General features: G+C 44.2%; 12 protein-coding genes. 3 read left to right on the forward strand and 9 right to left on the reverse strand.

The window, feature by feature from the left end; all coding sequences use genetic code 11:
* Positions 1 to 11: 11 nt before the first annotated feature.
* Positions 12 to 782: an IclR family transcriptional regulator gene (locus tag HQR03_RS07085; protein ID WP_025651254.1), complete on the reverse strand. Its 771-nt coding sequence runs from the start codon at positions 780 to 782 to the stop codon at positions 12 to 14.
* Positions 783 to 1,120: 338 nt separating this feature from the next.
* On the opposite strand from HQR03_RS07085, the gene HQR03_RS07090 reads away from it, so the two are divergent.
* The 3 genes from HQR03_RS07090 (at position 1,121) to HQR03_RS07100 (ending at position 5,794) form a co-directional block, all read left to right on the forward strand.
* Positions 1,121 to 2,587 (forward strand): NAD-dependent succinate-semialdehyde dehydrogenase, encoded by a 1,467-nt coding sequence (locus tag HQR03_RS07090; RefSeq protein ID WP_173239684.1) that lies wholly within the window; start codon positions 1,121 to 1,123, stop codon positions 2,585 to 2,587.
* A 129-nt stretch (positions 2,588 to 2,716) separates the two neighbouring features.
* Positions 2,717 to 3,979: a 4-aminobutyrate--2-oxoglutarate transaminase gene (gene gabT / locus HQR03_RS07095; protein WP_025651252.1), complete on the forward strand. Its 1,263-nt coding sequence runs from the start codon at positions 2,717 to 2,719 to the stop codon at positions 3,977 to 3,979.
* Positions 3,980 to 4,351: 372 nt separating this feature from the next.
* The gene (locus tag HQR03_RS07100; protein WP_173239685.1) at positions 4,352 to 5,794 is read left to right on the forward strand and encodes an APC family permease; all 1,443 of its coding nucleotides are present in this window, start codon (positions 4,352 to 4,354) and stop codon (positions 5,792 to 5,794) included.
* Positions 5,795 to 5,876: 82 nt separating this feature from the next.
* On the opposite strand, the gene HQR03_RS07105 is transcribed toward HQR03_RS07100, so the two are convergent.
* The 8 genes from HQR03_RS07105 to carB all read right to left on the reverse strand — a co-directional run bounded on the left by HQR03_RS07105 (position 5,877) and on the right by carB (position 17,967).
* Positions 5,877 to 7,250: an NAD-dependent succinate-semialdehyde dehydrogenase gene (locus tag HQR03_RS07105; RefSeq protein WP_025651051.1), complete on the reverse strand. Its 1,374-nt coding sequence runs from the start codon at positions 7,248 to 7,250 to the stop codon at positions 5,877 to 5,879.
* A 525-nt stretch (positions 7,251 to 7,775) separates the two neighbouring features.
* Entirely contained in the window at positions 7,776 to 9,119 is a 1,344-nt protein-coding gene (locus HQR03_RS07110; RefSeq protein WP_173239686.1) for a glycosyltransferase, read from the reverse strand.
* Between the two features lie 154 nt (positions 9,120 to 9,273).
* The gene (locus HQR03_RS07115; protein ID WP_173239687.1) at positions 9,274 to 10,146 is read right to left on the reverse strand and encodes a TIGR03915 family putative DNA repair protein; all 873 of its coding nucleotides are present in this window, start codon (positions 10,144 to 10,146) and stop codon (positions 9,274 to 9,276) included.
* Between the two features lie 79 nt (positions 10,147 to 10,225).
* Positions 10,226 to 11,494: a putative DNA modification/repair radical SAM protein gene (locus HQR03_RS07120; RefSeq protein ID WP_173239688.1), complete on the reverse strand. Its 1,269-nt coding sequence runs from the start codon at positions 11,492 to 11,494 to the stop codon at positions 10,226 to 10,228.
* Between the two features lie 119 nt (positions 11,495 to 11,613).
* Positions 11,614 to 12,117, reverse strand: a complete 504-nt coding sequence (locus HQR03_RS07125; protein WP_217271559.1) for a hypothetical protein — start codon at positions 12,115 to 12,117, stop codon at positions 11,614 to 11,616.
* Positions 12,118 to 12,412: 295 nt separating this feature from the next.
* Positions 12,413 to 13,381 (reverse strand): hypothetical protein, encoded by a 969-nt coding sequence (locus HQR03_RS07130; protein ID WP_244951998.1) that lies wholly within the window; start codon positions 13,379 to 13,381, stop codon positions 12,413 to 12,415.
* Between the two features lie 484 nt (positions 13,382 to 13,865).
* Entirely contained in the window at positions 13,866 to 14,342 is a 477-nt protein-coding gene (greA, locus tag HQR03_RS07135) for a transcription elongation factor GreA (RefSeq protein WP_173239690.1), read from the reverse strand.
* A gap of 361 nt (positions 14,343 to 14,703) precedes the next feature.
* Positions 14,704 to 17,967 (reverse strand): carbamoyl-phosphate synthase large subunit, encoded by a 3,264-nt coding sequence (carB, locus tag HQR03_RS07140; protein ID WP_173239691.1) that lies wholly within the window; start codon positions 17,965 to 17,967, stop codon positions 14,704 to 14,706.
* Positions 17,968 to 18,184 lie beyond the last annotated feature (217 nt).

Genomic DNA, 18,184 nt, shown 5'->3' on the forward strand with positions numbered 1-18,184 from the left:
TTATTAAACAGCTAAGCCAAATGCTCCTCCTTAAAACCCAAACGCTGCTCAATTTGCTGTGCCAATTCAATCAGCACAGCACTGACCTCAGCATACTTAGACTCGTACTCTGCCTGCAAAAAGCTAACCGCCATACCTGCAACGGCATTGCCTGACGCATTGCGAATATAAGTACCCAAGCAGTACATACCTTCGCGTAATTGCCCGTCATCGAGTGAGATACGACTGTCATGAATGGCGGCCATCTCAGTAGATAAGTCCGCAAAGTTATCGACACCGTTTGGCGTCAGTGGTTCAGGGAAGATACCTTCGTACAAAGATTCGATGGTTTGGATGGAGAGCGTAGACAACATCGCTTTGCCAGTCGCTGAAAATACCGCTGGCACGCGCACACCAGCACGGAAGGTAAAGCCGAGCGGGGCAGGCGCTTCATGACAGGCCAAAAATACTACTTCGCCCAAGTCAAGTTTGGATAAGGTAACGGTATGCTGCATGAGTATAGGATACTGCACGATGAGGTCTTTAAATAGCTGGATGACGCCTTGCTGCTGCTCATACTTGCCGGCCCAATACATCAGATAGGAGCCTAAATGAAAGCGGCTGTCGCTATCTTTATAGATGACATGCTTGGCCAGCAAGCTTTGCAAAATGTTATGGGTTGAACTGCGCGGCAGCTTTAATTGCTTGGCGATATAAGCGGCAGTCAAGGGCTGTTGACTTGCTGTAATCAAATCTAAAATCTGAAAGGTTTTGTCCAATGCTGGAACGGCCGTTGTGCTCATAAGTCGCCTATAAAAAAGTAAAAACAAAAATAGTTAAGAGAATACTCAAAATAATCTGAATAAAGGTTGCAAATAGTGACGCATCATTCTTATAATGACGTCTCATATATAGAATTAATGTTCAGTATATTGAACAAAATACAGATGAGCAATAATTATTACTGACTGATCGTTTTAATTTTTAGTCTCTTATAATGAGCTTACTAACAATGAATGGTGTTGCCGTACTTTTAAAATGGCATAGTTTTGAGTTTTCACTTTAAATGGCCACATTATCAAATTGTTAAATAGCTTACCCATAATAAATGCGCAAATCACGATCAACATGGAGTGTTACGATGCCAAAAAATACGCTAACCCTATCGAATTCAGAGCTACTAAAACAGCAGTGTTTTATTAAAGACGGCTGGCAAGATGCCAGTGACGGCGCGACTATCGATGTGACCAATCCTTTTAATGGCGAAGTCATCGGTACGGTGCCAAGCTTAACCAAACAAGACGTCGATGAAGCGGTCGCTTACTCTCATAAAGCGCAAGTATCATGGGCGGCAAAAACGGCCAAAGAACGTGCCGAGCTACTGCAAAAGTGGGCCGATCTTATTGATGAAAACAAAGAAGATCTCGCGATTCTTATGACTGCCGAACAAGGTAAACCATTGACGGAATCACGTGGTGAGATTGGTTATGCCAACAGCTTTATTCGCTGGTTTGCCGAAGAAGGTAAGCGCGTCTACGGCGATGTCATCCCCGCCAATCAATCACAACTGCGCCACGTTGTTTTAAAGCAACCGGTCGGTGTCTGTGCAGCAATTACACCTTGGAACTTCCCTGCGGCAATGATTACCCGTAAAGCGGCTCCTGCTTTGGCTTCTGGCTGTAGCATCATCATCAAACCTGCCACCGAAACCCCGTTTTCGGCCTTAGCCCTTGGTGTATTAGCTGAGCAAGCTGGTATCCCAGCAGGCGTCATTCAAGTAGTGACGGGCAAATCATCGGTCATCGGTGAAATCTTAACGGGTGATGCCCGTATTCAAAAGCTATCGTTCACCGGTTCTACTGAAGTCGGTCGTACCTTGATGGCACAGTGCGCACCAACCATCAAAAAATTGTCTCTAGAATTGGGTGGCAATGCGCCCTTTATCGTCTTTGATGATGCCGATCTCGAAAAAGCTGCTGATGGTTTAATTGCCTCCAAATTCCGCAACGCTGGTCAAACGTGCGTATGTGCCAACCGTGTCTACGTACAAGCCGGTATCAAAGATAAATTCCTCGATATTTTTGTGAAAAAAGTTGAAGCACTTAACGTCGGTAATGGCATGGATGAGGGCGTTAATATTGGTCCTTTGATCAATGAAAAGGGCTTAGAAAAAGTACAAGCGTTATTAAAAGATGCCTTGGATAAAGGCGCGCACTTAGTCACTGGTGGTGACAAGAATGACGCTTCTCCGCTTAGCTTTAACCCAACCGTCATTACCAATATCAGTACCGACATGGATATCGCTGCTGAAGAGATTTTTGGTCCTATCGCGACGATATTCGTTTTTGACGATGAAGCAGAAGCCATCCGTCAAGCCAACGACACGATTTATGGTTTGGCCGCTTACTTCTATAGTGGCAGTTATGCACGCTCATGGCGCGTCACCGAAGGTCTTGAGTACGGCATTATCGGCCACAACACTGGTTTGATATCTACTGAAGTTGCGCCATTTGGTGGCGTCAAGCAGTCTGGCTTTGGCCGTGAAGGCTCGAAATATGGCATCGAAGAATATGTTGTGACCAAATACTGGTGTTCTGACGTCAGCTAATGTTTGATTTCAACGCCGCACTGTAAGCTGTTCATTAAAAGCACCTCTTACCTAGCACCTAATGCTTGTTAAATGAGTGACCATCTAATCAATGGCGCTCATATTAAAAATAATGAAAAGGACATTCTCATGACTACGACCAATCAATCATTACTTGCGCGCCGCAAAGCCGTTTTACCAACAGGACTTGGTGTTGCCTTTCCTATCTTCGCAGAAAAAGCCAAAAACTCTGAAGTTTGGGATGTGGAAGGCAATCGCTATATCGATTTCGTCGGCGGTATCTCAGTACTCAATACTGGTCACAGCCATCCAAAAATCACTCAGCGTGTCCATGAGCAACTTGATAAGTTTACCCATACTGCGGCACAAATGATTAACTATGAATGCTATGTCGATCTTGCCGAAAAGCTTTGCGAAAAAGCCCCTATCAGCGGTGAGAAAAAAGCGTTCTTTTTAACCACTGGCGCAGAAGCCGTCGAAAACTGTATAAAGATTGCTCGTGCAAAAACTGGTCGCCCGGGCGTCATCTCTTTCGTTGGCGGTTGGCATGGTCGCACGCTGATGTGCATGAGCCTAACGGGTAAAGTATTGCCGTACAAAAAGAACTTCGGTCCGATGCCTGGTCCTGTCTTTCATGCGCTATTCCCAGCAGAAGAGCTGAACGTCACCGAAGCACAAGCATTGCATAGCCTTGAGATGATCTTTCAAGCGGATATCGATCCTAGTGAAGTGGCGGCGATGATTATCGAGCCAGTACAAGGCGAGGGTGGTTTCCATCAAGTGACGCCATCATTTGCCAAAGCCTTACGCGAGATTTGTGATGAGCATGGTATCGTACTGATTTTTGATGAAGTGCAGTGTGGTTTTGCGCGTACCGGTACGTTGTTCGCCAGTGAGCAGTTAGGCGTTGAGCCGGACTTGATGACCAGTGCCAAGAGCTTGGCAGGTGGTTATCCTATTTCTGCCGTTATCGGTCGCGCTGATATTATGGATGCGCCGCAAGTAGGTGGTTTGGGCGGTACTTATTCTGGTAACCCATTGGCGTGTGTTGCTGCATTGGCAGTGATGGAAGTCATCGAAGAAGAGAACCTGCTTGAGCGTAGTATTGAGATTGGAGACAAAATCGAAGCATTCTTAAAGGATTTAAACCTAAGTAGCATCGGTCATATTCGCCATAAAGGCGCGATGCTTGCGTTTGAATTAATCGACAGTGACGGCAAGCCTGATGTCGAGGCGACTACTAACTTAAAAGCCAAAGCATTCGAGCAAGGTCTACTATTAGCCTCGTGCGGCATGTTTGGCAACGCCATTCGTGTGATGGTGCCGCTCACCGTTGAAGATGAAGTACTGCAAGAAGGATTAGATATCATCAAAGGTATCCTAACGGCTTAATAACTATTGAGCCAATAGTTGATAGAACAGCAAGATTGCCCATATGGCACTCGCTTTGAGTACATTTTTTACAACGGCGCCTTGCAAGTCAAGACGCCGTTGCTGTCTCTACTATTTGAATCTCAAACAGGTATAGTCAAGGAATTTTAAAATCGCTATAAGGCGGCCGACCGCAGATAGTACATTGAGTACATCTAGGGCGGGTAACACCGTAGCGGTTTAAAAGTGCTCTGGTAGTATATGACAGCTTGAATCAAAAGGTATATATGATAATTATGATGGGTGCTATCCCACTAAACAAAACATAGTGTGGCCATAAATAGTGTGGCCATAAAAGGTTAACACGGACGACACACAGACAAGGAGCAAGTTATGTCTGAATTAAAAAAATCGTTAGGGACGCTAGATATTATTGCCTTAGCATTCGGAGCTATGGTCGGTTGGGGCTGGGTAGTCTTGGCAGGAGGCTGGATTTTATCTGCTGGGACATGGGGCGCGATGCTGGCGTTCTTTATTGGCGGTTTGGCAGTGATACTGATTGGTGTGACTTATGCTGAGCTGGCGGCCTCCATGCCGATTACGGGCGGTGAGCATACTTATACGCACCGAGCACTAGGGGTGAATGTCTCCTTTATTTGTTCGTGGAGTATTCTGTTCGGTTATTTTTCAGTGGTCGCTTTTGAGGCAGTTGCTTTACCGACCGTCGTAGAGTATTTCATTCCCAACTATAACCAAGGGTATCTGTGGACCATCGCTGGTTGGGATGTCTATGCCACCTGGGTAGGCGTCGGGATGCTCGGCTCAATTATTGTGACGTGGCTAAATATACGCGGTATGGAAGTCAGTGCTTGGTTTCAAAAAACGGCGGTATTGGGCATTTTATTCGTCGGTACATTACTGTTTATCGGTGCGGTCTTGTTCAATCCTGAGGGCTCAAATTCGATACAAGCGCCCGCGTTTATTGGTGGTATCGGCGGTATGATGGCGGTCATCGTCATGGTGCCTTTTATGTTTGTTGGTTTTGACGTTATCCCGCAGGCAGCAGAAGAGATCGATCTAACTCGTCCTAATATCGGTAAGTTTTTGATCATCTCTATCGTCGTTGCGGTGATGTGGTATGTGGGTATTGCTTGGAGCGTGGGGACGACGCTGCCACTTGTACAAGCAGAGGACTCAACCCTTGCTACTGCTGATGCGATGACCAATGCATGGCAAGGTAAGTGGGCAGGAATTTTGCTGGTGATTGGCGGTGTGCTTGGGATTTTATCAAGCTGGAATGCCTTCTTAATCGGTGGTAGTCGTCTACTATACGCCATGTCAAAAGCACGTATGTTGCCTGCCTTCTTGGGCAAGCTACATCCAAAGTATAAGACGCCGTCGAATGCCATTCTATTAATCGGTGGTTTGGCGACATTAGCGCCATTATTTGGTCGTAAAATGCTGGTTTGGATCGTCGATGCCGGTGGCTTTGGTATCGTTATTGCTTATACCTGTGTCGCTATCTCATTCCTAGTACTACGCTACCGCGAACCTGATATGGTACGTCCATTTAAAATACCAGCAGGTAAGCTCGTTGGTATGGTTACGATTGCACTAAGTTTTGGTTTATTGATGTTATATATGCCAGGTATGCCATCGGCGCTAACACCCATTGAATGGTGGATTTTCTTTGGCTGGACTGTGCTAGGTATTGCATTATATGGCTATGCAAGGATCAAGTATCCGGGTATTAGTGAGTCAATTATGGCAGAAGAGCTACGTGAATTAAAAATTGTTAACCAGTTGTGGCTAAAAGATAACCCACCTAAACGATAAGATTTTTTTATCAATGATCATGCATAAAAAAGCCTAACATTTAATGTTAGGCTTTTTGTTTATCTAAAAAATACGCTATTGATTACGATTTATCGCGGATCAACTTGTAGTTTAGAAATTCTGTAATACCAAGAGTACCTAGCTCGCGACCAAATCCTGAGCGTTTAACGCCACCGAATGGAGTGTTGGCTTCGGTACCAGAAGGAGCATTAATAGTTACCATACCCACTTCTAATTGCTCAGCAATCTCTGCTGCCAATGCGGCATCTTGAGTTTGGATAGAAGCACCCAAACCAAAAGGCACATCATTAGCAATTTTGATAGCATGTGCAATGTCATCCGCTTTGTAGATAACGGCGACAGGACCGAACAACTCTTGACTATAAACATCCATTGAATCATTGACGTCTGTCAATACAGCAGGTGCAAACCAAGCACCGGGCTTGTCTTTGACTATGCCGCCTTCGACTAGAACGGTTGCACCAGCTTTAACAGCATTGTCTAACTGCTCTTGCAAGTTGGTTGCTGCGGCCTTCGAAGACATCGGACCAATGAAAGTATCTTCACTTTGTGGATCAGCTAGGCTCATGCCACGTACGGCGTCAGTAAAGCCTTTAACAAACTGGTCATAAACGCTTTCGACGATAATTAAACGCTTAGCAGCATTACAAGCCTGGCCAGTATTACCGAAACGACCTGTGATCGCACCTTGTACGGCTTGTTCGATGTCAGCATCTGCTGCAACGATAAAGGCATCAGAGCCGCCAAGTTCTAAAACGACTTTTTTAAGTGCGCCGCCTGCTATTTTTGCAACCGCTTGTCCTGCACGTTCAGAGCCTGTCAAAGAAATACCTTGAACTCTAGTGTCTTCAATAATCGTTGCTGCTTGATCGTTAGTAGCAAAAACATTGTTATACACGCCATTAGGCAAGCCTGCTTCTGTCAGCATCTCAGCGATGACTTCTGCCGTATTAGGGCATTGCGGTGCATGTTTTAGAATGACCGTATTACCTGCCATAAAGTTCGGTGCGACAAAACGTGCTACCTGATAATGTGGATAGTTCCATGGCATGATGCCAAGTAACACACCAACTGGTAGTTTTTCTACCGAGGCTGAACCTTCTGCAACATCAATCTTATTTGGTGCTAATAGCTGCGCTGCGTTGTCTGCGTAATAACGATAAATTTCGGCAACTAGCTGGATTTCACCTTTGGCTTGTGCGACAGGCTTGCCCATTTCGTTGGCAACGATACGTGCTAGCTCGTCTTGGCGCTCAATATAGAGGTCAGCGACTTTATTTAATATAACACTACGTTCGCTAAGCGACGTTTTTTGCCAGTCCTGATACGCATTATCCGCTTGCTCAATGGCATTCTGGATATCTTGCTCAGTCGCTGTAGGATAAGTGGCTTCAATTTCACCTGTAGATGGGTTGCTAACTTGATATTCGCTCATAGTTATGTCCTTTAGTTTAAAATGTCCTTGGATTAAGATCCATTTTTGATTGTGTGGCAAATTACTCTATTTTTTATCATAAAGCGCGTGGATTGTTCTTATGGTTGTCAGTCATTTTATAGTTTTCAGATTCGTAAAAAGAGTGCCAAAACATCTACAATGACTCTAGCATTTTAATAGCGCTGTCATTGTAGTGTTATTACTTGACGGCTGAGGTTGAGTAATAATAATGTGGCCGCCGCCTAGAACCATGTCTTTCTTACTCCCACTACCTGATGACACGCAAAGGGTTTTTCAAGGTATATAGTCATTAAAATACCAGAAATATCATTGTATTGGCAAATAATGAAGGAATAATGACAGGTTAAGGATTTGCTATAGAAGGGGGACAAAATATGTCGAGTTTAGGTAATGAAATAGCACTGCGTATCAGGAGAGGTTTCTATATTTGACGATAATAAAGGATAAACAGAAGGCTGTTGGCGTCATTCGATGAGGTTTTGTACAATGAATTTGGAGGTTTATTTAGAGTTTGAGGTCTTCCTCAGTAGACTTTGCTATATGACCCGTTTTATCCTCTTTTTTGAGTAGCTTTACCTTGCCATTGGTATTAATACGCTCAGGCTTGATATAAATCGACCCAGTATTTTTGTGCGTGGGTGCAAGGGTAAGCTTAGCAGACTTCTTTAGGCTCTTTTTAATTCTTCGTACCGCTGCCGCATCAGCTGCCGCTTGCTCTTCTACTAGCGATTGATCATATAAGCCTTGATAGACGGCAAGCGTTTCTTCGATCATCTCGCGCATGGTAAATTGATTGGTCATCTCTGGACGCGTTACGCTTTCTAGCTGGTTCCTAACCGCTTTACACAAGGCATTGGCATTGTATTTTTTTACCAAGCCTTGCGGGTAGAGCGGCTGTAGAATTTCACTAAATGCGGCCTGATCCCAACCAATAACGGGCGTGCCTAAATGAATGGCTTGCAGCGCATTGATACCAATTGATTCGGGCTCATTGGCAAGCGCCATAACAATATTGGCCGCCGACAACCATTCACGCATATCATTGCGTTTGCTGCCGACGTAAGTGATGCGCTCAGCAAGTCCCAAGGTATTGGTGCGCTGACGAAAGTCTTCGTGCGCGACGTCACCATCTCTATAATCATCATCCATGATAATGACGTGGATGTTAGGGAACTGCTCTTGCAAGTTGCCCAAAATATCAATCAGCCATTCCTGACCATATTCGTTGCCAATAATAGTTGGAAATACCAGCCATTTTTTATGCTCAAGCTCAGGATACTCAGCAAAAGTGTGCCGTAGCCAATAAACAGACGGATTATGACGATAAGGATAGCGGCGTGTATCGATACCACGGTAGATGCGTTTGATGACTTTAGGGTCGGCATCTTCTCGGCGTAGGCCTTTTTTTAGATAATTGGTCACACTATCGGAGACGGTAATGATGGTATCGACATCGAGTAGGGCTTGAGAGTACTTATTGATCGGATAAAAACCGTACATGGTTGACACTAGCTTTGGTATCCGCTTGACGCGGGCGCGGCGCAATGCCAAATTCAGTATCCATGCAGGTGTGCGTGAGTGCACATGGATCACGTCAGGGTCGTACTCTTCAATTAAACGCCGCAGCGCCGTGACTTGTAGTAACGACAGCCAAGACTTTTTATTCATGTGTAGCTGATGATAGTTATTACCATCACGCTTGAGGCGTTTGACCAGATCATTATCTTCATCGGCGCTAGAGACGATGATGGAGGTATGGCCATTTTTGACCAATGCGCGCCCAAGATGAAAAATACCGCGCTCGGATTCATCATGCTTTAAAGACGACAGTAAGCGCATAACTTTCATAATAGCGTGGGTCACCGGTTAAAATATTAAACTGCTATTGTCAGTTAAAAGCGCGAAAAACTCAACCATGAAGCGTAAAAGAGGCGTTTGGTTTTTGAGTCGTTTAGCAAATAAGTAATAGACACTCTTATTAGGTCAAAAACGTATGACTACCTTAGCGACGTTTTTGCAGATGCTTAGCATTGGGCAGTACTTGTTTTTCGCTTAGGTATTTCCAATAGCGCTGCGGCAAATATTGCTTATGCAAACGCGGGTTTTTACGCTCTTTGATATTGACGTTGGTAAAGTAACCCTGCCAAAATCTTTGATAGCGCTGCTCATCAGGACTATGAATGCTGGCAGGATTACGCAGTACTGCATCATCAAGGTCAGTAATCGTTTGCAGGGCAGCGGGGCGTTTGGGCGTGCTTTGGCTTTTGTCATAATAAATACCATAATTACGAGTCAAATCATAAATCGCCCAGTGTTGGTCTTGGTAGCGCTGACGAAAATGCTCACCAATCAATGGCAAAACATTAAAGTCAGGCTCAACGCGGGCAAAGTAAATGTCGTCAGTGGTATGCTCAAAGCGCACAAAGGCTTCCATACGATGCTTCTCACGACCGACCGATTTGACGGTTTGTACCAGCTCCAAGACATTTAGGTTACCCAAATCTTCCATAATAGGGCGGCTAGGGTAGTCAATGGCATATTTAACCACTTGAAATAAAGTGGTGCCGATGTTGTCTTTTTCAGATAAAAACCCCCAAAGCAAGTTACGCATGCCCGAGCGACCTAATAGCTTATTTAACTTGGTTAGTACCCGTTCGGCTTTATCTTCATCAGTGGCAACACTTGTCGCTTGTGAGATTAATGACGGTACATAACAATCCTCAGCAATTATCTGTAAGGATGCATCGTCCTGTAACTTATTAGCATAGACATAAAAAACGGCACTCAGCCAACCTTCAAAACTTGGCTCATAAAGCACAATACTGGGCATTAAGTGACCGACAGAATACGTTATGTGTTGAGCAAGTATCGACATTGTCTATCCTAAGATAACTCTAAAAATGTTATGGCTGATTTTAAAGACAGTTTTTCTAAATACTCGTTCTAAATGGTTTTTAAAATAGCGCCAATTGACCACTACGTTGATCTTTATACTTGGTCTGCGTTTGCGCCAGTACATATTGGCGGAAGTTATCACGGGTTAAATGCGCTAAATGTTCATTCTTACCCGTTATTGCAATAAAGTATTTGGCACGGTTAACCGCTGCGCCCATCTTTTTTAGATGATAAAGCGTTAACTGATTAAACTTGCGCGCTTTCACTATCTTTTTGGCCGTTTTGGTACCAATACCTGGGATGCGTACAATCATCTCGTAGCTCGCTGTCTGAATATTGACCGGGAAATGCTCACGGTGGCGGATTGCCCAAGCAAGCTTTGGATCACAGTCCAAATCTAAGAACGGCGAGTCAGGTTCAACGATTTCATGCGCGCCAAAACCATAAAAACGCATCAGCCAATCCGCTTGATAAAGGCGGTTTTCACGTATCATCGGCACGGGCGTTCCAATCGCTGGCAAGCGGCTGTCGGACAACATCGGTACATAGCCAGAGTAGTAAACGCGTTTTAAATCATACTGTTTATAAAAATGACTCGATAGCTGAATTACTTGCAAGTCAGTCTCGTTACTCGCGCCAACAATCATTTGACTGGTTTGACCTGCTGGCACAAATTTTGGTGCTTTCTTATGGGTTTTACGGCTCTCTTTTATCGTAATAATTTCAGTTTTAACGGTTTCCATTGGTGCTTTTAATTCATCATGCGACTTCTCTGGTGCCAATAAAGCTAAGCCAGATATCGTTGGAATCTCGATATTAACACTAAGGCGGTCAGCATAAAGACCAGCTTCTAACAACAACTCTTTTGATGCACCCGGAATGGTCTTTAAATGGATATAGCCATTAAAGCGTTCACGTGTCCGCAATATCTTGGCGACCTCAACCAGTCGCTCCATCGTATAATCGCCACTTTTAAAAATACCTGAGCTGAGAAACAGCCCTTCGATATAGTTACGACGATAAAACTGCATGGTTAAATCAACGACTTCCTCGACGCTAAAAGCAGCGCGTGGGGTGTCATTGCTTTTGCGCGACGTACAATAAGCACAGTCGTAAATACAGTGATTGGTTAAGAGGATTTTTAACAAGCTGACGCAGCGACCATCTTCAGTATAGCTGTGACAAATACCAGTTGCAGAAGCATCGCCCAGACCACCGCCTTGGTTTTTGCGCGTACCAGCGGAGGATGAGCAAGAAACATCATATTTAGCAGCATCCGCTAAAATATTGAGCTTGCCTTGTAGTCGTTCATAATTGATGGTGGCCATAAGATTACCAATTCATTTATTGGCTATTATTTTAGCAAACTGTCTTGTAAGTCACTGTAATTATTGAAGAAATATTGATTTCATGCGACAACTGTTGTCGTGCTATTTATGAAGTTTTTTTAATTATGAGAGTAGGGATTAGGCAACGTTTGAACCACTTCTTCTGAGAAGTATTCTTTGACAATGAGACGTCCTTTTTTATCAAACTCGACGTTGTACTTGGGGTAAGCTGCAAAAGCGTCTGGGTCATAGGTCGAAGGAAAATCGATTTCTTTATCTGAAAAAAATCGGCTAGCCGTCCATAATTGTTTATCATTATTATATCTAACGCTACACCGACTGTTTAGGTCAAAGGTGAAATAACGGCCAAAGTATTGCTCCTTGCCGCCACGACCAAATAGCATGTTAGCACCGCACGGATTGCCACAGCCGATATAGACATGATAAGTATCTTTATCGATTCTTTTGAGCGAAGTATGGTCCCAGCCGTAGCCACCCATGTCATCCATAAGCACAGTTTCTATCACTTCGCCATTATTTAACGTTTCGCTTTTAAGGATATAACCATCATCGCAATATTCATGACCGTCTTTACTCATATAGGCAGTACAAATTTTCGACATATAAAATCTAGCGTCAAATTTTGGTTCGGCAGCTTCAGCCCAAGATATAGAGCTAAAAATACAGCCATAAATAATAAAAACCAATGTATAGAAAGGAGTAAATTTATACATGTAAATAATGACCGGATATTTGTTTTGAGTTAATAGCACTATAGCAAAAGGTTGGTTGTTAAGGAATAAGGTACACTCATCAAAAAGGTCTTGCTGACTAAGAAATTAGCCGGCAAGACCTTTTACTAATTTTAAGATTTATTAAATAACAATATTTTCAAATATAAACTTTCAAATCTAACTTTTACTGAACCTTCGCACGTATAACAACCGTTTGCGGTGCGTTAGCAGGAAGATCTACCAAGTTCCATTTGAGTCCAGAGTAATTTTCCGTGATGACTACAGTATTGCCAACTTGTTGGATAGCCTGATAACTGTCGCCGCCTGTTGTCGCAAGCGTTGGTAGTGGGCTATTCAATGATACCAATTGCACGCCATTTGGCAGTGACACCATGGCATTGATGTCAGTGACGGGTTGTGCCGTGGTATTGGTATAAGTGGTGTGGTATTCGATGATGTCGCCAGGTGCGATATGGTTCGCAGGTACAGCCACTTCGCGACCATCTTTGTTTTTTAATATTTTCATCACTTTGGTTTGTGCATTCACCACGTCAGGCGTACTAAAGGTCGGGGTCAGTTGCAGAGCATCTAAAGACGTAGATACAATTTGCGTCGTTGCAGGTTGGCTCGTTACTACGGTGGTCGTTGGTGTATTGATGACTGGCAATTGGGTAGCCGTCGTCACAGGCAATACTTGCGTCACGCTAGTCGTCGGCACAGCTATGACATCAACTTTGCTTGTTTGATCGGTCATCTGGTTAGTCACAGGTACGCTCGTAACCGTGGTGCTGCTTTGGGTGACGACCGTATTGCTCGCACCATTACTGGCTACTTGGCGAACCGTATAGCGAGGAACGTTAGTTACTTGAGTCACAGCATAAGGCATGCCGTCTTGCATAGTGATGCCGTGTGGTGTCGCTGTAATGGTCGCAGTTTTACCGTCAGAATACTGCTCAACGACGGTAGTGCTACTACCAGCAGACGAAGTGATGGCGATTTCAGGCGCAGCATGTGCGGTAGATACCGTCAATAAAGCGCCTGCTAAGATTGTTGGAATAGCAGTGCTTATCATGCTTTTTTTGATGAGGCTGTGCTGGGTAAACGCCTTCTTATTTATAGTCAGTAACGCTGGCATATCGATGTGTATGGTCATAATAGATTCCTTTAAAATAACAGTAAATAAAGCCGCTAATGTAGTAGCAGAAAGCAAAGCGTAAAAAATAACGCTTAGAAAACAACACCTAGAAAAGAAAAACCCCCGTCAAATGAGCATGTAAACCATGTCAAATAACGAGGGTAAAGATACTAATGATAGCCAACGTTCGCTATCTCTCCATCATTATTTTAGTCAGTTGCTAAGCACTGATGTCTAATGTTTATAATGAGACACTTGTAATAGTCACAAGGCTCAGCATCTATACTCGAGAAATTATGCGCTAAAACAAACAGACTAAAAAAGCAGCGTTGTGTAACTTCTGCTCTATTCATAATGAGGTTGTGTACTACTTTCTACGCTCATTTGCTAGGCGAATTGCCAGCTGATTCGCGTTAAGATACTTCTGTTATCAAAAGCTTTTTCTTTATCAAAGAATTGCTATCAAAGGCTTTCTATCCAGATATTTCTCAAATCAGGAAAATTAATCGTAAATCACTTTCATGATTTCGTATTCGACCATGCCTTTTGGCGTTTCAATACGTGCTTCATCGCCTTCAGACTTACCAATCAAACCACGTGCGATCGGTGAATTGACTGAGATTTTACCCGCTTTAAAGTCCGCTTCATCATCACCAACGATTTTGTATTGTTTTTCTTCTCCGGTGTCCATGTTTTCGATAACGACGCTCACGCCGAATATCACACGACCATCTTTTGGTAATGTTGCAGGATCAATCACTTGCGCGCCGCCAAGTTTGGCTTCGATATCACGGATACGCGCTTCACAAAAACCTTGCTGTTCGCGAGCAGCATGATATTCAGCATTTTCTTTTAAGTCGCCATGTTCACGAGCTTCAGCGATAGAAGCGGTGATGCGTGGACGGTCGACACTTTTTAACTGTTTTAGTTCGGCTTCTAAAGCCGCGTGTCCTTGCGGAGTCATGGGATAACGTTGCATATTTTTTCCTTAAACCAATAACACCACACCACCTCCTACTCTTGGTGAATAGTGAGATGGTGTTGGCGTTATTATTATAATGTAATGGGTTTGAAATATAAAAGGGTGATGTTAAGCGTGCTTAACAAGTAAATTGGTTGTCACTTATAAATCATTAATTTTAAACCTATACGTATTTAAGCTTACGTAATAAAAAGCATAGTCGCAGTTTAGCCACTATGCTTTTTGGGTCTGTCATGTTGCTTTTTGAGTCTACCCTGTTAAAGGTATCGTTTTTAAGCACTGCTGTCGTGTCAAAATAATTAATCAGTCTCGAATAGGCCTTTGATGAAGCCTAACGGTTATGCTTAATCTACTGAAATTATTCAGCCACGTCAATAGTCTTTGCTTGCTCATGCAAATCTTGTAATTTATATACATCAAACGGTAAGTCGATGGCATAAGATTTACACACTGCATCTGCCGCCCCTAAGGTGGTGACGTAGAATACTTTGCCTTGTAAGGCGCTGCGGCGGATAGAGAATGAATCCTCTTGTGCCTGTTTGCCTTCAGTAGTATTGATAATAAGGTCAATCTTGCCATTTTTCAAGGCGTCAACGATATGCGGGCGACCTTCGGTGACTTTGTTGATTTGCTTACATTCGATACCATTCTGAGCCAAGACTTCTTGCGTACCAGTAGTGGCGACGATGTTAAAGCCAAAGTCCGCTAGCTGACGGGCGATAGGGGCGATTTGTGTTTTATCACTATCACGTACCGAGATAAAGACCGTTTTGCTTTCGCCCTCAACAGGTAGACCGGGCAGGCGCTCATTACTACCGATGACGGCTTTATAGAATGCTTCGCCAAAGGTTTTACCAACGCCCATGACTTCACCGGTTGATTTCATCTCAGGACTCAAGATTGGGTCAACACCAGGGAATTTAGCAAAGGGGAATACTGCTTCTTTAACCGCGAAGAATGCAGGAACGATTTCAGTAGTAAAGCCTTGGTCTTTAAGCGATGTGCCAGCCATACAGCGCGCCGCGATTTGTGCTAGTGAAGTACCAATACATTTAGAGACGAAAGGCACTGTACGGGCTGCACGTGGGTTTACTTCCAAGATATAAACGGTTTCGCCTTTTACCGCAAACTGGACGTTCATCAAACCAATAACGCCCAGCTCTTTTGCCATCGCAACGGTTTGCGCGCGCATGACATCGCATAATTCTTTAGATAGTGAGTAGGGCGGCAATGAACATGCTGAGTCACCAGAGTGGACGCCCGCTTGTTCGATATGCTGCATGATACCGCCAATCACAACGTCAGTACCGTCGCTAACACAATCTACATCGACTTCAATGGCATCGTCTAAGAAGCGGTCAAGTAAGACTGGCGCTTCGTTGGAAGCTTGTACCGCGGTGCGTAAGTAATGTCTTAGCTCGTCTTCGTTATAAACAATCTCCATCGCGCGACCACCGAGCACATAAGATGGGCGTACCACCAGCGGGTAACCAACGTCTTTCGCTTTAACCAAGCCATCTTCTAAGCTCGTGGCCAATGCATTGGTTGGTTGCACAAGGTTTAATTGCTGAATCATATGCTGGAAGCGTTCACGGTCTTCAGCGCGGTCAATCGCATCAGGGCTGGTACCGATGATTTTGACGCCAGAGGCCTCAAGAGCGCGGGCTAGTTTCAATGGTGTTTGACCACCGAACTGAACAATCACGCCATCTGGATTTTCGATACGAACGATCTCTAACACGTCTTCTAACGTGATTGGCTCAAAGTATAGACGGTCAGAAGTGTCATAATCGGTTGAAACCGTTTCAGGGTTACAGTTGACCATGATGGTCTCGTAACCATCTTCACGCATGGCAAGCGCTGCATGTACACAGCAGTAGTCAAACTCAATACCTTGGCCGATACGGTTAGGGCCACCGCCGATAACCATGATTTTCTTTTTGTCTGTTGGGTTTGCTTCACATTCGCTATCGTAGGTCGAGTACATATAAGCCGTGCTAGTAGCAAACTCTGCTGCACAGGTATCTACACGCTTATAGACTGGATAGACGTTTAGATCCCAGCGCTTTTTGCGTAGCTGCTTCTGTGAGATACCAAGCAGTTTAGCCAAGCGCAAATCTGATAAGCCTTTACGTTTAAAGCTACGTAAATTTTTCTCGTTCAAGCCGCCAAAACCAAGTGATTTTACGGTGGCTTCTGTTTTAACGATATCTTCGATCTGTACCAAGAACCATGGGTCAATCTTGGTAAAGTTAAACACTTCATCGACACTCATACCGACGCGGAATGCATCTGCAACGTAGTAGATACGCTCAGGTGTTGGAATGGTTAGACGGTTGATGATTTCGCTACGCGCTTTTTCAATGCTTACTTTTGATAAGTCAATTTGCTCATCAAAACCATCATTGCCAGTTTCCATACCGCGTAAGGCTTTTTGCATCGACTCTTGGAAGTTACGACCGATCGCCATCACCTCACCGACTGACTTCATTTGCGTTGATAAAACACTATCGGCTTGCGGGAACTTCTCAAAGTTAAAACGAGGTATCTTGGTCACAACATAATCAAGCGCAGGCTCAAAGCTGGCTGGCGTTTTGCCACCCGTGATGTCGTTTTGCAATTCGTCTAGCGTATAACCAATAGCCAGTTTTGCTGCGATTTTGGCAATCGGGAAACCAGTGGCTTTTGAGGCTAGGGCAGACGAACGTGATACACGTGGGTTCATCTCGATGACGACCATACGACCAGTATCAGGGTTGATACCGAACTGGACGTTTGAGCCGCCCGTTTCTACACCAATCTCACGCAGTACTGCTAATGAAGCATTACGCATGATTTGGTATTCTTTGTCGGTCAGCGTTTGTGCTGGAGCTACGGTGATTGAGTCGCCGGTATGCACGCCCATTGGATCAAAGTTTTCGATGGCACAGATGATGATGCAGTTGTCGTTTTTGTCACGAACCACTTCCATCTCATATTCTTTCCAACCAATTAAAGATTCATCAATCAGCAATTGATGGTTCGGTGACAAGTCAAAGCCGCGCTCACAGATTTCGATAAACTCGTCGCGGTTATAAGCGATACCGCCACCTGAGCCGCCCATGGTGAATGACGGACGAATGATACAGGGGTAGCCCATTTTTTCTTGAGTAGCAAAGGCCTCTTCCATGGTCTCAGCCGTTTCAGCACGTGGGCACTCAAGGCCAATACGCTTCATGGCTTGGTCAAACAGCTCGCGGTCTTCTGCCATCTCGATTGAATCTTTGGTCGCGCCAATCAGCTCACAGTTGTATTTGGTCAGTACGCCATGCTTATCTAATTCTAGCGCACAGTTTAGTGCAGTCTGTCCGCCCATCGTTGGCAAGATAGCATCAGGACGTTCTTTGGCAATGATTTGCTCAACCGTCTGCCAAGTAATTGGCTCGATATACGTCGCATCCGCCATGGTAGGATCGGTCATGATGGTCGCAGGGTTTGAGTTGACCAAAATGACGCGGTAGCCTTCTTCTTTTAGCGCTTTACACGCCTGCGCGCCTGAATAGTCAAACTCACACGCTTGACCGATGACGATAGGGCCTGCGCCAATGATAAGAATGCTTTTTATGTCGGTACGTTTTGGCATAATGTTTTTAAGTCCTATTTTGGCGGGTTGGGATTTATTAAATATTTAAAGAAACTTTAGAGAAATATAATTTTTGATACAGCAGTAGCTTAGTTCTATTAACGAGTGGAAATTCCTATCGAATTTTAGGGGCTATCTTCCTAAAGCTACTTCTAAGCTAAACAGGTAAACGCTTCGCATAAGTATATATTTAGTTAGATTATAGGCAATTCTCAAA

Source organism: Psychrobacter okhotskensis (genome assembly GCF_013248965.1).
GTDB classification, from domain to species: Bacteria; Pseudomonadota; Gammaproteobacteria; order Pseudomonadales; family Moraxellaceae; genus Psychrobacter; species Psychrobacter okhotskensis.